Here is a 15,892-nt window from a genome sequence, read left to right as displayed (position 1 = left end):
CGGCCACGCCGGAAACGTCGCAGTCACGTATCGGCGTTGAGGTCGCAGCGCAGCGAATCCGCCGGCACGGAGACCGGCAGCGTGAACCAGAAGCGGGCGCCGCCACTCGCACCGTTACCCCCGGCGCCGATCCGGCCTCCATGCGCTTCCACGATCGACCGGCAGATCGGCAGTCCCATGCCCATCCCGCTGTCCTTGGTCGTGAAAAAGCTCTCGAAGAGCCGGTCGACATGTTCAACTGCGATGCCGGGGCCGTTGTCCTCCACGGCGCAGCACAACGTGGCCGCGTCCTGCGTGACCGTGCTGATGACGATCCTGCGATCGTCATATCCCGCCTGCGTCATCGCCTGCACAGCGTTGATGGCCAGATTGACGATCACCTGCTGGAGCTGGGTGCGGTCACCGAGCACCTGCGGTGTGGTCGGATCGGGCTGGTGCAGGATCGTTACGCCGCGGGATTCGAGCTCGTGTCGCAGAAAGAGAAGCGCTTCGCGGACGATCTCGTCAAATGACAAGGATGCCTGTTCGGGGACTTTCCGGGAAGCCATCCCGTGAACGCGCGCCACGATGTTCGCGGCGCGCTGGGTATCTACGACGATGTTCTCGATGGTCTTGCGGATCTCGACGATATCGGGAGTGGGCCTGTTCAGCCACCGCAGCCCGGCGGCGCCGTTGGTGGCGATGGCCGCGAGGGGCTGGTTGACCTCGTGGGCGATCGATGCGGTGAGTTCTCCGAGCATCGAGACGCGCGCGGCATGCGCGAACTCAGCCTGAACCTGCTGAAGCTTCTGCTGAGCGCGAACACGCTGTGAAATGTCGATGGTGCCGACCAGGCTGACTTCGAGATCATTGATGGGGCCGACCCGAGCCGTGGTGAAGAGAACGTCGACGACGCGGCCGTCCCACGTGACCATCTTGGTCTCTTCCTCGAAATTCGTCTCGCCGCGATAGCGCGACTCCATGGCCCGCCGGAACGTATCGGGACGCTCCTTCCAGGTCTCGGCCATGGAGCGTCCGACAAAGTCGTCGACGCCGCCTCCGAACATCTGGATGGCCCGTTCATTGGCCTCCTGAAACGAGAGCGCGTCCATGCAGGTCCTGAGGAACTCGGGGTGGCTGTCGAAATAGGGGCCAAGGTCCTTGACGCCCTCGGCACGCAATTTTCGGAACAGCACGACCAGCCTGCTGGCGTCGAGCTGCCGGAATGCGATCGGCATGCGGCTGAACAGATGGCGGTAACGCTGTTCGCTCCGCTCCAGCTCGGTATGGGCCTTCTTCTGGGCGGTGATGTCCATGACCGCGCCGACAAACTCGAACTGGCCCCGGCCGTTCGTCATTCCGCGGGCGACCACGCGTATGGTCCGGATCGAACCGTCGTCCAGCACCAGCCGGTTTTCGTGGGAAAAGTCGCCCCTCTCGTTCACCGCCCGGTCGATGGCCTCGCGTACGGCATTGACGTCATCGGGATGTGTGCGCTTCAGGACGACGGCGAGCGACGGGCGCGATGTCTGTGCGAGATCGAAGATCCTGAACGTTTCATCCGACCAGAAAAGCTCTCCGGTCACGACGTTCCAGCCGAAGCTGCCGGTCTGGCTGAGCTTCTGTGCCTCGGCGAGATAAGCGGCCAGGTGGCCATGCTCGCCTGACCATTTGGTCAGACTGATCGCCGCGAGCGAAGTCGCGAGAAAGGCGGCGAACGCGATCGTGGTGGAATTGAAGCCGAGCAGTGACCAGGCGAAGGACAGCAGGCAAAGGGCAACGCTGCTCCAGGCCCACAATGGAGTGCGATCCTGTTTGGCCCAGTCTTGGAGCAGACGGCGCCACCATCGCTGGAGCTGTACGAAATTAGGGCCATCCAGGCGTTCGAGCGTCATGCGGGAGGTCTACCGCGCCGCCGAAGAGCGGTCTTTTGCGTTTTCGCAGGCGCTTTGTCAAAACGCACGAAGCCGCGATCGGGCTGCCTGCCGCCTGCGATCCTAGGCCATCTCAGCGGCGGGCTTCGTCACGCCGAACCGCCGCTCGAATTCGGCGACATCGACAACACCGCGCCGGTGGCTGCCGTCGCCGATCTTGCGGTCGCCGTCCCAGGCCTCGACCTCGAACAGCACACTCCTGGCTTCGACCGCGACGACCCGCGCGATCGCGCGCACCTTGCGGCCGACCGGGGTTGCCGCTAGATGGCGGATATTGACCATCATCCCGACGCTGACATGGCCCGTCGGCAGGAATGGTTGAACGGCCGATCCCGCGGCCATCTCCATGTGCAGGATCATCATCGGCGTGCCGTAGACGGCTGGCATTCCCGGCACCACATGGCCAACCGTCATCTCGGACGTGACGATCACCAGCTTCTCTGCCGTCATGCCGGCGGTCGGCCTCTCAAGCGGATTCATGGCTCAATTCCGCATCTGCCTTGGTCGTGGATGAAGTGGGTGTCGCGGCCGCCCGCGGCTTGCGCCCGGTCAGCCAGTTGCTGAGCTGGTCGAGATAGAGATAGACGACGGGCGTGGTGTAGAGCGTCAGGATCTGCGAGAGCATCAGGCCGCCCACGATCGTGTAGCCAAGCGGCTGGCGCAGCTCCGCGCCGGTACCGGAACCGATCATCAGCGGCACGCCGCCGAGCAGCGCCGCCATCGTCGTCATCAGGATCGGACGGAAGCGCAGCGTGCAGGCCTGGTAGATCGCCTCTTCCGGGCTGAGCCCGTGCTGGCGCTCCACCTCGAGGGCGAAATCGACCAGCATGATGCCGTTCTTCTTGACGATGCCGATCAGCAGGATGATGCCAATGATGGCGATGACGCTGAGATCCATGTGGACCGCCAGCAGCAGCAACAGCGCGCCGATGCCGGCCGACGGCAGCGTCGACAGGATCGTGATCGGATGGATCAGGCTCTCATAGAGCACGCCGAGGATGATGTAGATCACGATCAGCGCCGCCCCGATCAGCAGCGGTGTGCCTCGCAGGGATGACTGGAAGGCCTGGGCGTTGCCCTGGAACGAGGTCGACAGCGAGGCGGGCTTGCCCGTGCTCTTCTCGATGTTCTGGATCGCCGTCACCGCATCGCCGAGCGCGACGCCGGGCCGCAGGTTGAACGAGATCGTGACCGACGGAAACAGGCTCTGGTGGTTGATCAGGATGGGCGCGGGCTTGATGACGCTGTGAACCAGCGTGCTCAGGGGGACCTGCTGGCCGGTGGCCGAGTTCAGGTAGATGTCCTTGAGCGCTTCCGGCCCGTACTGGAAACGCGGATCGACCTCCATCACGACATGGTACTGGTTCAGCGAGGTGAACATCGTGGAGACGATGCGCTGGCCGAATGCGTCGTCGAGGGCATTGTCGATCGTCGTGGGCAGGATGCCGAAGCTCGATGCGACCTCGCGATTGACGGTGACCTCCAGCCGCGGACCGGCATTGGCCTGGTCGCTCGCGACGTCGGTGATGAGGTCGAGCTCGCGGAGCTTCTTGAGGAAGATCGCCGACCAGTTGGTGAGCTCGTTGGAATCGGCGTCCGTCAGCGTGTACTGGTATTGCGTCTTGGACAGGCGTGCGCCGATGGTGATGTCCTGCGCGGCCTGCATGTAGAGCCTGATGCCCTGGATATGGGCGAGCTGGGGTCCCAGGCGTTCGATGATCTGGTCGGCGCTGGCCTTGCGCCCGGGCTTCGGCTTCAGGACGATGAATATCCGTCCCTGGTTGAGCGTCGCCGTGGGACCTCCCGGACCGATATAGCTCGCCACCGACTGAATTGCCGGATCCTTCGACAGGATGTCCACGATCGCCTGCTGGCGCTCGGACATGGCGGGGAAGGAAATGTCTTGTGCGGCTTCGGTGATGCCGACGATTTGCCCGGTATCCTGTTGCGGGAAGAAACCCTTCGGAATGATCACGTAGAGATAGCCGGTCAGCGCGATCGTCGAGAGCATCACGAGCAGCGTCACGAAGCGATGGCGCAGCACGATTCGCAGGCCGCTCGCATAAAGCGCAAGCAGGGCGTCGAAACCGCGTTCGAAGGCGAGATAGATTCGGCCGTGCTTCTTCCGCGAGTCGTCCTTCAGCAGCCGCGCGCACATCATCGGCGTCAGCGTGAGCGAGATGACCAGCGACAGCAGCAGCGAAGCCGTGATCGTGACGGCGAATTCCTGGAACAGCTTGCCGACGTAGCCTCCCATCAGGAAAAGCGGGATGAACACAGCGATCAGCGACAGGGTGATGGAGACGATCGTGAAGCCGATTTCGCTGGAACCCTTGAGCGCGGCCTCCATCGGCGTCATGCCCTGCTCGAGATGGCGCACGATGTTCTCGATGACGACGACGGCATCGTCGACGACGAAGCCCACCGCGATCGACAGCGCCATCAGCGAGAGGTTGTCCAGGCTGTAGCCGAGCACGTAGAGGACCGCGAACGTGCCGATCAGCGACAGGGGAACCGTGATCGCCGGGATGATGGTGGCCCAGAAATTCCGCAGGAACAGGAATATGACCATTACCACCAGTGCGACCGTCAGCATCAGCGTGAATTGAACGTCGGAGACCGCGGCGCGAATGGTGGCGGTCCGGTCGGCGGCGATCGTCACCTTGATCGCCGGTGGAACGGAGGCCTGCAATTGCGGCAGCAGCTTCTTGATGCGGTCGACCGTCTCGATCACGTTGGCGCCGGGAACGCGCTGGACTGCCAGGATGATGGCGGGCTCCTTGCCGTACCAGCCGGCCAGGAGGTCGTTCTCGGGCCCCTCGATCGCCGTGCCGATGTCGCGTATCCGCACCGGCGAGCCGTTGCGATAGGCGATGATGAGGTCTTCATAGGCGGAGGGCTTGAGCAATTGATCGTTGGTGTTCAGCGTATAGGTGACGCGCGGGCTGTTGAGCGTGCCCTTGGGCAGGTCGACGTTGGCGCCGGCGATCACGTTGCGGACGTCTTCGAGGCCGATGCCGCGGGCGGCAAGCGCCTGCGGATTGACGCGAACACGGATCGCGGGCTTCTGCTGGCCGCCGATGCCGACGAGACCCACTCCCGGAACCTGAGAGATCTTCGGCAGCAGGATGTTTTCCGCATAGGCGTCGACCGTGGTCAGCGGCAGCGAGTCCGACGTCAGCGCGATCAGCATGATCGGCGTCTCCGCCGGGTTCACCTTCCTGATCGTCGGCGGGTAGGGGATGTTCGGCGGCAGGAAAGGGCTTGCGGCATTGATCGCGGCCAGCACGTCCACCGCCGCGCTGTCCACCGTGCGCGACAGCTCGAATTGCACCGTGAGCTGGGCCACGCCGAGCGCACTGGACGAGGTGAGCTGCGTGACGCCGGGGATCTGGCTGAGCTGCTGCTCGAGCGGCGTCGCCAGCGACGAGGCGATGGTGCCCGGATCGGCGCCGGGCAGTTGCGCCGAGATCTGGATGGTCGGGTAATTGACGTTCGGCAGCGCACCGACCGGCAGCAGCGGATAGGCCGCGAGGCCGCACAGCAGCAGGCCGGCCATCAGCAGGGCGGTTGCAATTGGCCGCAGGATGAAGGGCGCGGAAAGGTTCATGGGATCGCATCCTGCACGGCGCTCTGCAGGTCGGCTTCACGCGCGGCCTTGCCGTGCAGCTCGCGAACGCGGCTGCCTTCCGTGAGTCGGTACTGGCCGTCGATCACGACGACGTCGCCTGATTTCAGTCCCTGGTCGATCAGGGCCTGGCCATCGCTGATCTGCACGACGTGAACGGGACGCAAGGTGGCCGTCTGGCCGTCGGTCACGACATAGACATAGCTGCCGTTCGGTCCCTGCTGCACGGCCGAGCCGGCGACAGTGAGCGCACCCTTCTGGATCTCGAGCAGCAGGCGCGCGTTCACCAGCTGGCCCGGCCACAGCTTGTGCTCATGGTTTGGGAACACGGCCTTGAGTTGGACCGTGCCGGTCGTTCCCGCGATCTCGTTGTTGACCAGCAGCAGCGTGCCCTCGTCGAGCTTCGTCTTGTTGTCCTGGCTGTAGGCGATGACCTTCAGTTCGCCCTTCGCGGCATGCTCCTGGATCACCGGCAGATCGGCCTGCGGCAGGGTGAACAGCAGCGAGATCGGCTCGATCTGGGTGACGATGACGAGGCCGTTGGGATCGGTCGGATGAATGACGTTGCCGACATCGATCTGGCGAACGCCGGTGATGCCGGGGACGGCCGACGACAGGCGCGTATAGCTGAGCTGGACGTTGGCCTCGTCGATCTGGGCCTGGTCCGCCTTCACGGCGGCCTTGAGCTGCGCCACCTGCGCCGTCTGCGTCTCGATCAGTTGCGGGGTCGCATAGCCCTTGTCGCCAAGCTGGTTGTAGCGGGAGAGGTTGGCTTCTGCATTCGCGAGCTGCGCCTGGTCCCTGTCGCGATTGGCCGTCAGCTGTTCGATCTGCGCCTCGTAGGGACGCGGGTCGATCTGCGCGAGCAGGTCGCCGGCCTTGACGGTCTGTCCCTCGGTGAAGGCGATCTTGACGATCTGTCCCTGAATCTGGCTGCGCACGACGTCGGTGTTGTAGGCGATCACCGTGCCGATGCCGCGCAGATAGATCGGAACGTCCTTGCCGGTGACGCTGGCGGCGACCACCGGCACGGCGGTGGGCACGGGTGCGGCTGCCACGGCCGGCTTCCGGTCGGTGCCGAAGAACCAGAGACCCGCGCCGATCAGGATCGCGGCGAGAGCAACGAATGCAATGGTGAGGTTGCGTTTCACGGTGATGGTCCTTCTGATCTCAGGGATTGCCGGAGCCGTCGATCGAAGTCGTGCCGCCCGTGGACGTGGGGCCGGGCACCGGCACGGACGGACTGATTCCGGCGCCGCCGATTTCGGTGGAGCCCAGCGGAATCCCGACGCGGCCGACCGTCGATGTCGAGGGCAGGGACGAGACTGCTGCCGTGCTGCCGGGGCAATTGGTCGATAAGGTGCCGGACAGCCCGCCGCCGTCGAACAATGCTCCGGAGGATGAAGCATTGCCGGATCCGGCGCAGGCGGTCGTGTTTGGCGCGGGGTTGATCGGGGAGATGCCGGGCGTTGCGATCTCGGTCGATCCCAACGGAATGCCCACGGGTCGCGTGGATTGCGGGTTGAGCGGCGAGGTCGCAAGCATGCCGGCAGGCGGCTGCGTTCCCGGCATTGTTGTTTGGGCGATGGCCGCAGTCGAGACCAGCCACAGGACGCTGGTCGCAAGCATCGCGGCAGGGTGCATCAAGGCGAACCGGCGCGATTCGGAACTCCGTGCGCCGGCGTCGTTCGGTGAATGCTGATCTCGCATGGAAGAAGGCTCCGGCTCTATGCATGGACATTAGAAAGTTGCGCTCGCGCGGGTATTTCCAGAACGCACGTCCTGCTCCCCGGCTGCACGACGACGAGGAGGCGTCGCCTCGTCATCGGCCCTGAGGCGCCTTCGCTATCTCAGGATGGCCCGCGCGTGTGCGATCTCCCGGCTGCACGCGGCGATGTCGCCGGCGCGATTGGCGGTGCGCGCGCGATCGAGCGAGTCGAGCGCGTCGGTGAAATCGACGCCGTTGCCACCTTCTGCTTCCGCGAGCGAGCGGGGCGTCGGTTGATGGCTGCGCAGCGCGCTGAGGCTCTCCGGCTTCCAGCCGTGGGAGCCCGCATCCTTTTCTATGGCCAGATCGAGCTGGGCCTGGGTTTGCGCGATGTCATCCGCGCAGCTTCCGGCAAGAGCCGGCATGGTCGCGCACAGCAGGGCGAAGAGAGCGACGCTGCACTTTGCGATGGATGTCATTGTTCAATCCTATGCTTGGATTTCGAGTGACGTCAGGAACGTTGTCGTGAATGACAGAGCGCGTATCGATCGTCTTTCGCGTATGAACGCCGGCCGTTCACGCTTGCGAGAGATCATTGTCATGAATGTCAGTGTGCATGACGTGGGCCCTCCGTTAGAAGTGCGTCTCTCAACCGGGCCGCGTCCGGAGGATGTTCGAGCAGCGATCGTCGCAGCTCGCGTGTCCCGGCGTGCGAAGTGGCAAGGGCCGTTGCTTGCCGAAATACGCGGGCAAGCATCGAAACTAGTGTCGCGTCATTCCAACCCGGAGTGATCCCGTCATGAAACACCTCAACGCTGGTCTCGCCTTTGCCGCCGCTCTCTCCTTGCTCTCGACCGTCGCCCCTGCGAACGCGGAGCCCCTGAAGAACATCGTCCTGGTGCACGGCGCCTGGGTGGATGGGTCCGGCTGGAAACCGGTCTACGAGATCCTGACCAAGGAAGGTTTCCGCGTCACCATGGTGCAGGAGCCTGAGACCTCGTTCGCCGACGACGTCACGGCGGCCAAGCGCATTCTCGATCTGCAGGATGGCCCGACGCTTCTCGTCGGCCATAGCTACGGCGGCTCGATCATCACCGAGGCCGGCGTTCATCCGAGCGTCGTCGGTCTCGTCTACGTCGCCGCACACGCGCCCGACGTCGGAGAGGACGAATCGGCGTTGGGCAAGAAGACGCCGAGTGTGCTCGGCAAGACCGAGGGCGTCATCAAGGTGACGCCGGACAAGTTCACCTATCTCGATCCCGTGCAATTCCCGAAACTGTTCGCACCCGATCTGCCGCGCGAGCGGGCCGAGTTCGTCGCGCGCTCCCAGGTCCCGGCTGCGGCCCAGGTGTTCAGCACGCCGCTGACGGCGGCGGCGTGGAAGACCAAGCCGAGCTGGGGCATCGTCGCCGGCAATGACCAGATCATCAATCCGGATCTGGAGCGCTGGTACTACGAGCGCGCCAAGAGCCAGACCACCGTGATCCCGGGCGCCAGCCACTCGGTCTACGAGTCGCATCCGAAGGAAGTGGCTGCGGTCATCACCCGCGCCGCGCGCAGCATCCAGCAGCCGGTTACGCGCTGATCACGCTTCGCCGGTCCTGACGCACGACCGGCAGAAGGAAGGACGGCGGGAGCGACAGCACTCCCGCCGGCCCGACTGTGCCATCAGGAGAATTCCCATGAATGTGATCGAGACGACCGGCGCCGCCCTGAACTGGAAGGTGACGACGGTGAAGCGGGCCGGACTGAGCCGCGACTTGCCGTCCGGCAATCCGGACCTGATGTGGGTCGCGAATTCGTCGACGTTGATCTACGGCGAGCGGGACGCGGTCCTCGTCGACACGTTCCTCACCGCCGGGCAGTCGAAAACGCTGCTGGACTGGGTCGCGTCTTGCGAGCGAAATCTGACGACGATCTATGTCACACACGGGCACGGGGATCATTTCTTCGGGCTGGCACCGCTGCTCGACCGCTTTCCGCAGGCAAAAGCCGTTGCCGTTCCCGAGGTCGTCGACGAGATGAAGGCGCAGCTCTCGCCGGCCTCGCTCGACGGTTTCTGGCGCAAGCGCTTTCCGGGCGAGATCGCAGAGCGCCTGGTGGCGGCTGCGCCCCTCGAAGGCGAGCTCACGCTCGAGGGGCACAAGCTCGTCGTCATCGACATGGGACGAACCGATACGGCGCGCTCAACCGCCCTTCATGTCCCGTCTCTCGATCTGATCGTCGCCGGCGACACCGTGTACAACGGCATTCATCCCTATCTGGCCGAAACCGACACGCAGAGCCGGCTGGAATGGATCGCCGCGCTCGACCGGCTTGCGGCGCTGAAGCCGCGCTTCGTCGTCGCCGGACACAAAAAGCCGGATAACGACGACGATCCGCGCAACATCGCGGCGACCCGGCAATACCTGCTCGATTTCAACCGCCTCGACAAGGCGACGACATCGCCGCGCGAGCTCTACGAGGCGATGCTCGAGCTCCATCCCGACCGTGCCAATCCGGGATCGCTCTGGAGCGGGGCCAACGCCGCAAAGGGGCAGAAGTCATGACGAGCTGGCAGGACAACGGTGTCGCGCGTGATGCCCGCATTGCGGCGGGAGCAGTCCTTGCCCGCGGCAAGGTCGTCGAAGCACACGACGTCACGCGCCTGCTGGAGGCCGTGATCCGGCCGGGCGACCGAGTTTGCCTGGAGGGCGACAACCAGAAGCAGGCGGATCTCTTGAGCCGCGCGCTGCTGGCGGTCGATCCCTCCAGGGTCAACGATCTGCACATGGTGCAGTCGGGCGTCGTTCTGCCCGAACATCTGGACCTGTTCGATCGCGGCGTCGCGAAGCGGCTCGACTATGCCTATTCCGGGCCGCAATCGGCGCGGATTGCGCGCATGCTGTTCGGCGGCAAGATCGAGCTGGGCGCGGTTCATACTTATCTCGAACTGTTCGCCCGCTACTTCATCGACCTCACGCCGCACGTCGCGCTGATCGCCGCCGTCAGCGCCGATCGTGAGGGAAATCTCTACACCGGCCCGAACACCGAGGACACGCCGACCGTGGTCGAGGCGACGGCGTTCAAGGACGGCGTCGTGATCGCCCAGGTCAACGAGATCGTGGAGACGGTTCCGCGGGTCGATATCCCGGCGGACCGTGTCCATTTCATCGTCAAGGCTGACAAGCCGTTCTTCGTCGAACCATTGTTCACGCGCGATCCGGCCGCGATCACCGAAGGCCAGATCCTGACCGCGATGCTGGCGATCAAGGGGGTCTATGCACCGTATGGCGTGCAGCGGCTCAATCACGGCATTGGCTTCAGCACAGCCGCGATCGAACTCCTGCTCCCGACATTCGGCGAGAGGCTGGGGCTGAAGGGCAGGATCGCGACCCACTTCGCGCTGAATCCGCATCCCGCACTCATTCCCGCGATCGAATCCGGCTGGGTGCGGCAGATCCACTCGTTCGGATCGGAGGTCGGCATGGATGACTACATCCGCGCCAGATCCGACGTCTACTTCACCGGTCCCGACGGCTCGTTGCGTTCCAACCGCGCCTTCTGTCAGGCCGCGGGGCTCTATGCCTGCGACATGTTCATTGGCTCCACGCTGCAGATCGATCTGCAGGGAAATTCGTCGACCGTCACCACCTCGCGCATCGCAGGCTTTGGCGGCGCCCCGAACATGGGGGCGGATGCCCGCGGGCGGCGTCATCCGAGCGAGCCCTGGCTGAAGGCCGGAGCGGAGGCCGATCCGGACGGCTCGGCGCTGATGCGCCGCGGCCGCAAGCTGGTCGTGCAGATCGGCGAGACGTTCGGGGACAAGAACGTGCCGCTGTTCGTCGAGAAGCTCGATGCCATCGAGCTCGCGGAGAAGCTGAAGCTCGAACTGGCGCCGGTCATGATCTATGGCGACGACGTCACGCACATCGTCACCGAGGAGGGCGTGGCGAATCTCTTGCTGTGCCGCACCGCGCAGGAGCGCGAGCAGGCCATCCGTGGCGTTGCCGGCTACACCGATGTCGGCCGTCGGCGGGACCACGGCATGGTCGCGCGCCTGCGCGAGCGCGGCGTGATCCGCCGGCCGGAAGATCTCGGCATCAATCCGCTCGATGCGGATCGCAGCCTGCTGGCGGCGCGCTCGATCAAGGATCTCGTGCGCTGGTCGGGTGGCTTGTACGCACCCCCTTCGAAATTCAGGAACTGGTGAGGAACGCGCCATGGAAGATCTCAGCTTTCGACATCCGGTTCGCGCCCGCGCCGACGGCGCCAGGCGGAGCGCAATTGTCGGCGTGGTTGCCTCTGGCAATCTGGAAGTGCTGGTGGAGCGCGTGCTGCCGGATGCGGAATGTGCCATCGACATCAAGACCGCGGCCGTCGGCTTCGGCGAGGTCTGGAGAGCCGTGATCGGCGATTTCGTCGAGCGCTATTCGCCCGGCGGGCTGAAGTTCTCGATCAATGACGGCGGCGCGCGTCCCGATACGGTCTCGCTCCGGTTGGCGCAGGCAGTGCGATTGATCGCGGAGAACGGCCAATGACCGCGCCGATCAAGCACGTCACCCCCGCCGAACGGGCGCACAGCACCAGCTTCTACGAGGCGTCGGCCCGCGTGCGGCTGGAATTGCTGCTCGATGCCGGCAGCTTCGTCGAGTTCATCGGGCCGGAGCAGCGCGAGGTCAGCCCGCATCTGAAGATATTCGATCTTCCCGAGCAGTTCGACGACGGCATCGTCGTCGGTCACGGTCGCCTCGACGGCTCGCCGGTGTTCGTTGCCGCGCAGGAGGGCCGCTTCATGGGCGGCGCCTTCGGCGAGGTGCACGGCGCCAAGCTGACCGGGCTGCTCCGCGCCGCGCGCGAGATCGGCTCGATCCCCGTCCTGATCCTGTTCGATACCGGTGGCGTCCGGTTGCAGGAAGCCAATGCCGGCGAGCTTGCCATCGCCGAGATCATGCGCGCCGTGATGGAAGCGCGCGCCGCCGGCGTGAAGGTCATCGGCCTGATCGGCGGGAGGTCCGGATGCTACGGCGGCGGCGGCTTGATCGCGGGCTGTTGCTCCGCGCTCGCCGTCTCGGAGCCGGGGCGCATCGCGGTGTCAGGTCCCGAAGTCATCGAGACCAATCGCGGCGTCGAGGAGTTCGACTCGCGCGATCGTGCCCTGGTCTGGCGGACCATGGGCGGCAAGCACCGCCGCCTGCTCGGCGCCGCCGATGTCTTTGCCGACGACAATGTGCAGGATTTTCGCGAGGCCGCGCTGGAGCTGATCGGCCTGGTCGGACCTTTCGGTCTCGACAGGCTGAAGGCCGAGCAGGAACGGCTCGCCGGACGGTTGCGCCGCTTCGGCGCCTGCGCGGATGCCGTCGACATCTGGACCGCGGAAGGCATCGAGCACGCTGAGACGGTTCCGGAGCTGCCGGCAGATCAGTTCATTGCGCTCGCCAACAGGATCGGGAGGACCAGCCGTGACGCTCGATGACATCATCGCCTCGCTGTTTCCTGACGGCCATGAGGTCAGGAACGACAATGGCGTCCTTCACGGCTCGGCGACGTTGCGATCCGGTGGCACGATGCTGGTGATCGGCGTTGCGAACCGCACCGCGCTGGGCGTCGACGAGGCCGTCAGGCTTTCCGGACATGTCCTGGAATCGATCGGCCGGGACTCCGGGCCGATCCTGGTGCTCGTCGATAGCGACAGCCAGCGCATGAGCAAGCGTGACGAACTGCTCGGGCTGAACGAGTTCCTCGCACATCTGGCGAAGGTGCTGATCCACGCGGACATGAATGGCCGCCCGACCGTCGGCGTCCTGTACGGCCACTCGGCTGCGGGTGCGCTGCTTGCGACAGGCCTTGCAACGCGTGTGCTGGTCGGACTGCCCGGAGCCGATCCCGCAGTGATGGATCTGCCTTCGATGGCGAAGGTAACCAAGCTGTCGATGGAGGCGCTACAGGAAAAGGCGAAGTCGACGCCGGTGTTCGCGCCGGGCCTGTCCAATCTCGCGCAAATGGGTGCCGTTCACATGACATGGAGCAATGCCGCATCGCTCGCCGACCAGCTGGAGGCGTTGCTCGCCGACATGCCGGCCGCGCAGGACCGGCGGGATGCGCTCGGCAAGCAGCGTGGCGGCCGGCTGAAGGCCGCCGAGATCGCGGAGCGCGTTCGTGACCTCGCCCTGCAAGCACGGTGATCGACCGCCCGGTCGTCACGACCTCGTCTTCGTCAGCCCCGCGGGGTGGCGCGCGATGTTGGACGCGCGCGACGATCTCGCTGCCGATTCCCTTCTCGCGCGCTGGCCCAAAATGCGGTGGCCGACGATCAGGCGGCGCGCCTCGCCACACGAGGCAACCGGCGTCGCGCTGGGCCTGCCCCTGCCGCCTTCTGCCGGCAAGAAACGGGTTGCCCTCCTGGTCGAAATCGACCACGTCGCCTCGGTCGCGCGGCCGCCGTCGCTGCAACAGGCGCGGGCTTACGCGCCGCGCAACTGGTGGCCGACGCTCGACCGGCTCGACGGGCTGGCGCTTCGCCATTCGGTGGATGCGCGCGTCTACGGCAGCCTCGCCTGGCAGTCGTTGACCGGGCTCGATTACGTCACCGACCGTTCCGATCTCGATGTCCTGTTCGAGTTTCGAAGCGAAACCGACATCGATCGCTTCGTCGCCGATGTCGCCGCGATCGAGATCAGCGCGCCGATGCGGCTTGATGGCGAGCTGATGAGCGCCGACGGCGCTGCGGTGAACTGGCGCGAAGTCCACGGCGGCGCGAGCGAGCTTCTGGTCAAGAGCATTGAGCGCGTGGTCCTGCTCGACAGGCATCGATTCATTTCGGGAGCGACGGGATCATGATCACCACGGCCGCAAGAGGCATGGAACGGCCGCTTCTGCGCCGCGCGCGGATAATGCCCGATGTCTCTGCCATCGGTGCTGTCGCCGCCGATTGCCTCGTCAAGGAGCTCGAAACCTGGCCGAAACCGGGGCTGGTGAGCCATGTCGACAATGGCAGTCACGATGACATGGATGCGGGCACGTTTCGTCGCAGCGCCGCGGCCATCAGGCCCTATCTGCAACGCCTGGCCGATGCGGGTGCGCTTGGCTGCGGCATGGGGCGGCTGCGGATCATTGGCCTCGAGGCGGAGCGCGCCATGTTCGCGGCGACGTCGGGGGTCAACACGCACCGTGGCGCGATCTTCGGGCTCGGCCTGCTGTGCGCGGCCGCCGGTGCGAGAGCCGGCGGGTTGGTCGCTCCCGAGCTTCCGCTTGGCGACGTCGTGGCGCGCCTGTGGGGCGACAGCATACTCGATGGTCCGGTGCTGCTGCACAGCCATGGCAGCGTAGCCCGCCGCCGCTTTCGCGCGGGCGGTGCGCGTATCGAGGCCGCGAGGGGATTTCCCAGCATCTACGGAATCGGCTTGCCGGCCTTGCGGAGAGCAACTGTCGTTGTGGAGGATACGGAAGCCGCCCGGGTCGAGGTGTGCTTTGCTCTGATCGCTTCCGTCGAAGACACCAACCTCCTGCATCGCGGCGGCCTCGACGGCCTTCGTTTTGCACATGACGCGGCACGTCGCTTCGTCGATGCCGGCGGCGTCTGCGCGTCCGGCTGGCGTGCGCGAGCAGAATCGATCCACGAAAGTTTCGTCGTCCGCCGTCTCAGCCCGGGTGGATCGGCCGACCTGCTCGCTATGACGCTCTTCGTCGATGCCCATGAAAGGCCGATTCCATGATGTCCAACGCGATCCTGATGGCGCTGGTGCCGGTCTTCTTCGTCCTGTTGCTGGGATACGCCGCCGGAAAATTTCATATCGTCGACAATCTTCACGTCGACGCCCTCAACGCGCTGGTGATGGATTTTGCGCTGCCAGCGTCCTTGTTCGCCGCGACCGCTTCGGCCTCGCGCCGCGATATGATCGAACAGGTTCCGCTCTCCATGGTGCTCGGCGTGACGATGCTGTTGCTCTATGTCGCCTGGTATTGCGCCGCGCGCAGGTTCTCGAAGGCGTCCCGGTCCGATGCGTCGCTGCAGGCCTTGACGATCGGCTTTCCGAACCTTGCCGGCGTCGGACTTCCGATCCTGTCGTCCGTGTTGGGCCCCGCCGGCACCGTCCCGGTCGCGGTCGCGTTGGCAACGGGTTCGATTCTGATCAGCCCGCTGACCCTGATCATGGTGGAAATGGGTGCGAGCAGGGCGCAGGGCGCCGAATTGTCGATGCGGCAGATTCTGACGGCAGTCAGGCGCGCGATCACCAAGCCGGTCGTACTGGCGCCTGCGGCAGGCATCCTGCTTTCGCTGTCGGACGTGAGCCTCGATGCACTTGCCCATGCATGCCTGGCGTTGATCGGGAGCGCCGCCGCGGGTGTCGCCCTGTTTCTCACGGGGGCGATTCTGTCGGCACAATCGTTCCGGCTGGATTGGCGGATCGTGGCCGCAACGGCGGCCTCGGATGTCGTTCGGCCGCTGCTGGCCATTGCGGTCATTCACTTCATTCCGATTGCGCCTGATCCCGCGAAGACTGCCATTCTGCTTGCCGCGGTGCCCTCGGGCTTTTTCGGCATCCTGTTTGCCGTCAACTACCGGCTGGATTCCGCGACGGCGGGATCCATGGTCATCGCCAGCACCGGATTCAGCGTCGTGACCCTGGCGATTGCGATCGCCATGCTCTTTCCCGGTTAGGT

General features: G+C 65.2%; 15 protein-coding genes. 10 read left to right on the top strand and 5 right to left on the bottom strand.

Features of this window, described 5'->3' with window-relative positions:
* Positions 1-23: 23 nt before the first annotated feature.
* The 4 genes from WN73_RS32635 to WN73_RS32620 form a co-directional block, all read right to left on the bottom strand.
* Positions 24-1,874, bottom strand: coding sequence for an ATP-binding protein (locus WN73_RS32635; protein WP_271556261.1), 1,851 nt, complete (start codon positions 1,872-1,874; stop codon positions 24-26).
* Positions 1,875-1,976: 102 nt separating this feature from the next.
* Positions 1,977-2,393 (bottom strand): thioesterase family protein, encoded by a 417-nt coding sequence (locus WN73_RS32630; RefSeq protein WP_271556260.1) that lies wholly within the window; start codon positions 2,391-2,393, stop codon positions 1,977-1,979.
* Positions 2,380-5,523 carry an efflux RND transporter permease subunit gene (locus WN73_RS32625; protein ID WP_028175281.1) on the bottom strand — a complete coding sequence of 1,048 codons (3,144 nt, stop codon included), beginning with the start codon at positions 5,521-5,523 and terminating at the stop codon, positions 2,380-2,382. Before WN73_RS32625 ends, WN73_RS32630 begins: the two co-directional genes overlap by 14 nt.
* A complete protein-coding gene (locus WN73_RS32620; protein WP_271556259.1) occupies positions 5,520-6,692 on the bottom strand; it encodes an efflux RND transporter periplasmic adaptor subunit in 1,173 nt (390 codons plus the stop codon). Before WN73_RS32620 ends, WN73_RS32625 begins: the two co-directional genes overlap by 4 nt.
* A 50-nt stretch (positions 6,693-6,742) precedes the next feature.
* On the opposite strand from WN73_RS32620, the gene WN73_RS32615 reads away from it, so the two are divergent.
* Positions 6,743-7,243, top strand: coding sequence for a hypothetical protein (locus WN73_RS32615; protein ID WP_271556258.1), 501 nt, complete (start codon positions 6,743-6,745; stop codon positions 7,241-7,243).
* Between the two features lie 143 nt (positions 7,244-7,386).
* Here the strand turns inward: WN73_RS32615 and WN73_RS32610 are convergent, their stop codons facing one another.
* Positions 7,387-7,728 (bottom strand): hypothetical protein, encoded by a 342-nt coding sequence (locus tag WN73_RS32610; RefSeq protein ID WP_011083106.1) that lies wholly within the window; start codon positions 7,726-7,728, stop codon positions 7,387-7,389.
* A 320-nt stretch (positions 7,729-8,048) separates the two neighbouring features.
* On the opposite strand from WN73_RS32610, the gene WN73_RS32605 reads away from it, so the two are divergent.
* From WN73_RS32605 to WN73_RS32565, 9 genes are all read left to right on the top strand, one after another.
* A complete protein-coding gene (locus WN73_RS32605; protein WP_011083104.1) occupies positions 8,049-8,834 on the top strand; it encodes an alpha/beta hydrolase in 786 nt (261 codons plus the stop codon).
* Between the two features lie 97 nt (positions 8,835-8,931).
* Entirely contained in the window at positions 8,932-9,798 is an 867-nt protein-coding gene (locus tag WN73_RS32600; protein ID WP_011083103.1) for an MBL fold metallo-hydrolase, read from the top strand.
* The gene (mdcA, locus tag WN73_RS32595) at positions 9,795-11,441 is read left to right on the top strand and encodes a malonate decarboxylase subunit alpha (RefSeq protein WP_271556257.1); all 1,647 of its coding nucleotides are present in this window, start codon (positions 9,795-9,797) and stop codon (positions 11,439-11,441) included. The genes WN73_RS32600 and mdcA overlap by 4 nt, the downstream gene beginning before the upstream one ends.
* Before the next feature lie 10 nt (positions 11,442-11,451).
* Positions 11,452-11,769 (top strand): malonate decarboxylase acyl carrier protein, encoded by a 318-nt coding sequence (gene mdcC, locus WN73_RS32590; protein ID WP_271556256.1) that lies wholly within the window; start codon positions 11,452-11,454, stop codon positions 11,767-11,769.
* Positions 11,766-12,704: a biotin-independent malonate decarboxylase subunit beta gene (locus WN73_RS32585; protein WP_271556255.1), complete on the top strand. Its 939-nt coding sequence runs from the start codon at positions 11,766-11,768 to the stop codon at positions 12,702-12,704. Before mdcC ends, WN73_RS32585 begins: the two co-directional genes overlap by 4 nt.
* On the top strand, positions 12,691-13,413 hold the full coding sequence (gene mdcE, locus WN73_RS32580) for a biotin-independent malonate decarboxylase subunit gamma (protein WP_271556254.1): 723 nt from the start codon (positions 12,691-12,693) through the stop codon (positions 13,411-13,413). The genes WN73_RS32585 and mdcE overlap by 14 nt, the downstream gene beginning before the upstream one ends.
* Complete coding sequence (mdcG, locus tag WN73_RS32575) at positions 13,388-14,068, top strand: malonate decarboxylase holo-[acyl-carrier-protein] synthase (RefSeq protein WP_271556253.1); 681 nt, start codon at positions 13,388-13,390, stop codon at positions 14,066-14,068. Before mdcE ends, mdcG begins: the two co-directional genes overlap by 26 nt.
* Complete coding sequence (gene mdcB / locus WN73_RS32570) at positions 14,065-14,943, top strand: triphosphoribosyl-dephospho-CoA synthase MdcB (protein ID WP_271556252.1); 879 nt, start codon at positions 14,065-14,067, stop codon at positions 14,941-14,943. The genes mdcG and mdcB overlap by 4 nt, the downstream gene beginning before the upstream one ends.
* Positions 14,940-15,890, top strand: coding sequence for an AEC family transporter (locus WN73_RS32565; protein ID WP_011083096.1), 951 nt, complete (start codon positions 14,940-14,942; stop codon positions 15,888-15,890). Before mdcB ends, WN73_RS32565 begins: the two co-directional genes overlap by 4 nt.
* Positions 15,891-15,892: the final 2 nt, after the last annotated feature.

Origin of the sequence: Bradyrhizobium sp. CCBAU 45394 (assembly GCF_028128655.1) — a bacterium.
Classification (GTDB): domain Bacteria; phylum Pseudomonadota; class Alphaproteobacteria; order Rhizobiales; family Xanthobacteraceae; genus Bradyrhizobium; species Bradyrhizobium diazoefficiens.
This window is presented reverse-complemented; position numbering and strand designations above follow the sequence as displayed.

Coding starts and splice junctions, on each gene's coding strand:
- WN73_RS32635 (WP_271556261.1), bottom strand. CDS start 1,874: ATGACGCTCGAACGCCTGGATGGCCCTAATTTCGTACAGCTCCAGCGA.
- WN73_RS32630 (WP_271556260.1), bottom strand. CDS start 2,393: ATGAATCCGCTTGAGAGGCCGACCGCCGGCATGACGGCAGAGAAGCTG.
- WN73_RS32625 (WP_028175281.1), bottom strand. CDS start 5,523: ATGAACCTTTCCGCGCCCTTCATCCTGCGGCCAATTGCAACCGCCCTG.
- WN73_RS32610 (WP_011083106.1), bottom strand. CDS start 7,728: ATGACATCCATCGCAAAGTGCAGCGTCGCTCTCTTCGCCCTGCTGTGC.
- WN73_RS32605 (WP_011083104.1), top strand. CDS start 8,049: ATGAAACACCTCAACGCTGGTCTCGCCTTTGCCGCCGCTCTCTCCTTG.
- WN73_RS32600 (WP_011083103.1), top strand. CDS start 8,932: ATGAATGTGATCGAGACGACCGGCGCCGCCCTGAACTGGAAGGTGACG.
- mdcA (WP_271556257.1), top strand. CDS start 9,795: ATGACGAGCTGGCAGGACAACGGTGTCGCGCGTGATGCCCGCATTGCG.
- mdcC (WP_271556256.1), top strand. CDS start 11,452: ATGGAAGATCTCAGCTTTCGACATCCGGTTCGCGCCCGCGCCGACGGC.
- WN73_RS32585 (WP_271556255.1), top strand. CDS start 11,766: ATGACCGCGCCGATCAAGCACGTCACCCCCGCCGAACGGGCGCACAGC.
- mdcB (WP_271556252.1), top strand. CDS start 14,065: ATGATCACCACGGCCGCAAGAGGCATGGAACGGCCGCTTCTGCGCCGC.
- WN73_RS32565 (WP_011083096.1), top strand. CDS start 14,940: ATGATGTCCAACGCGATCCTGATGGCGCTGGTGCCGGTCTTCTTCGTC.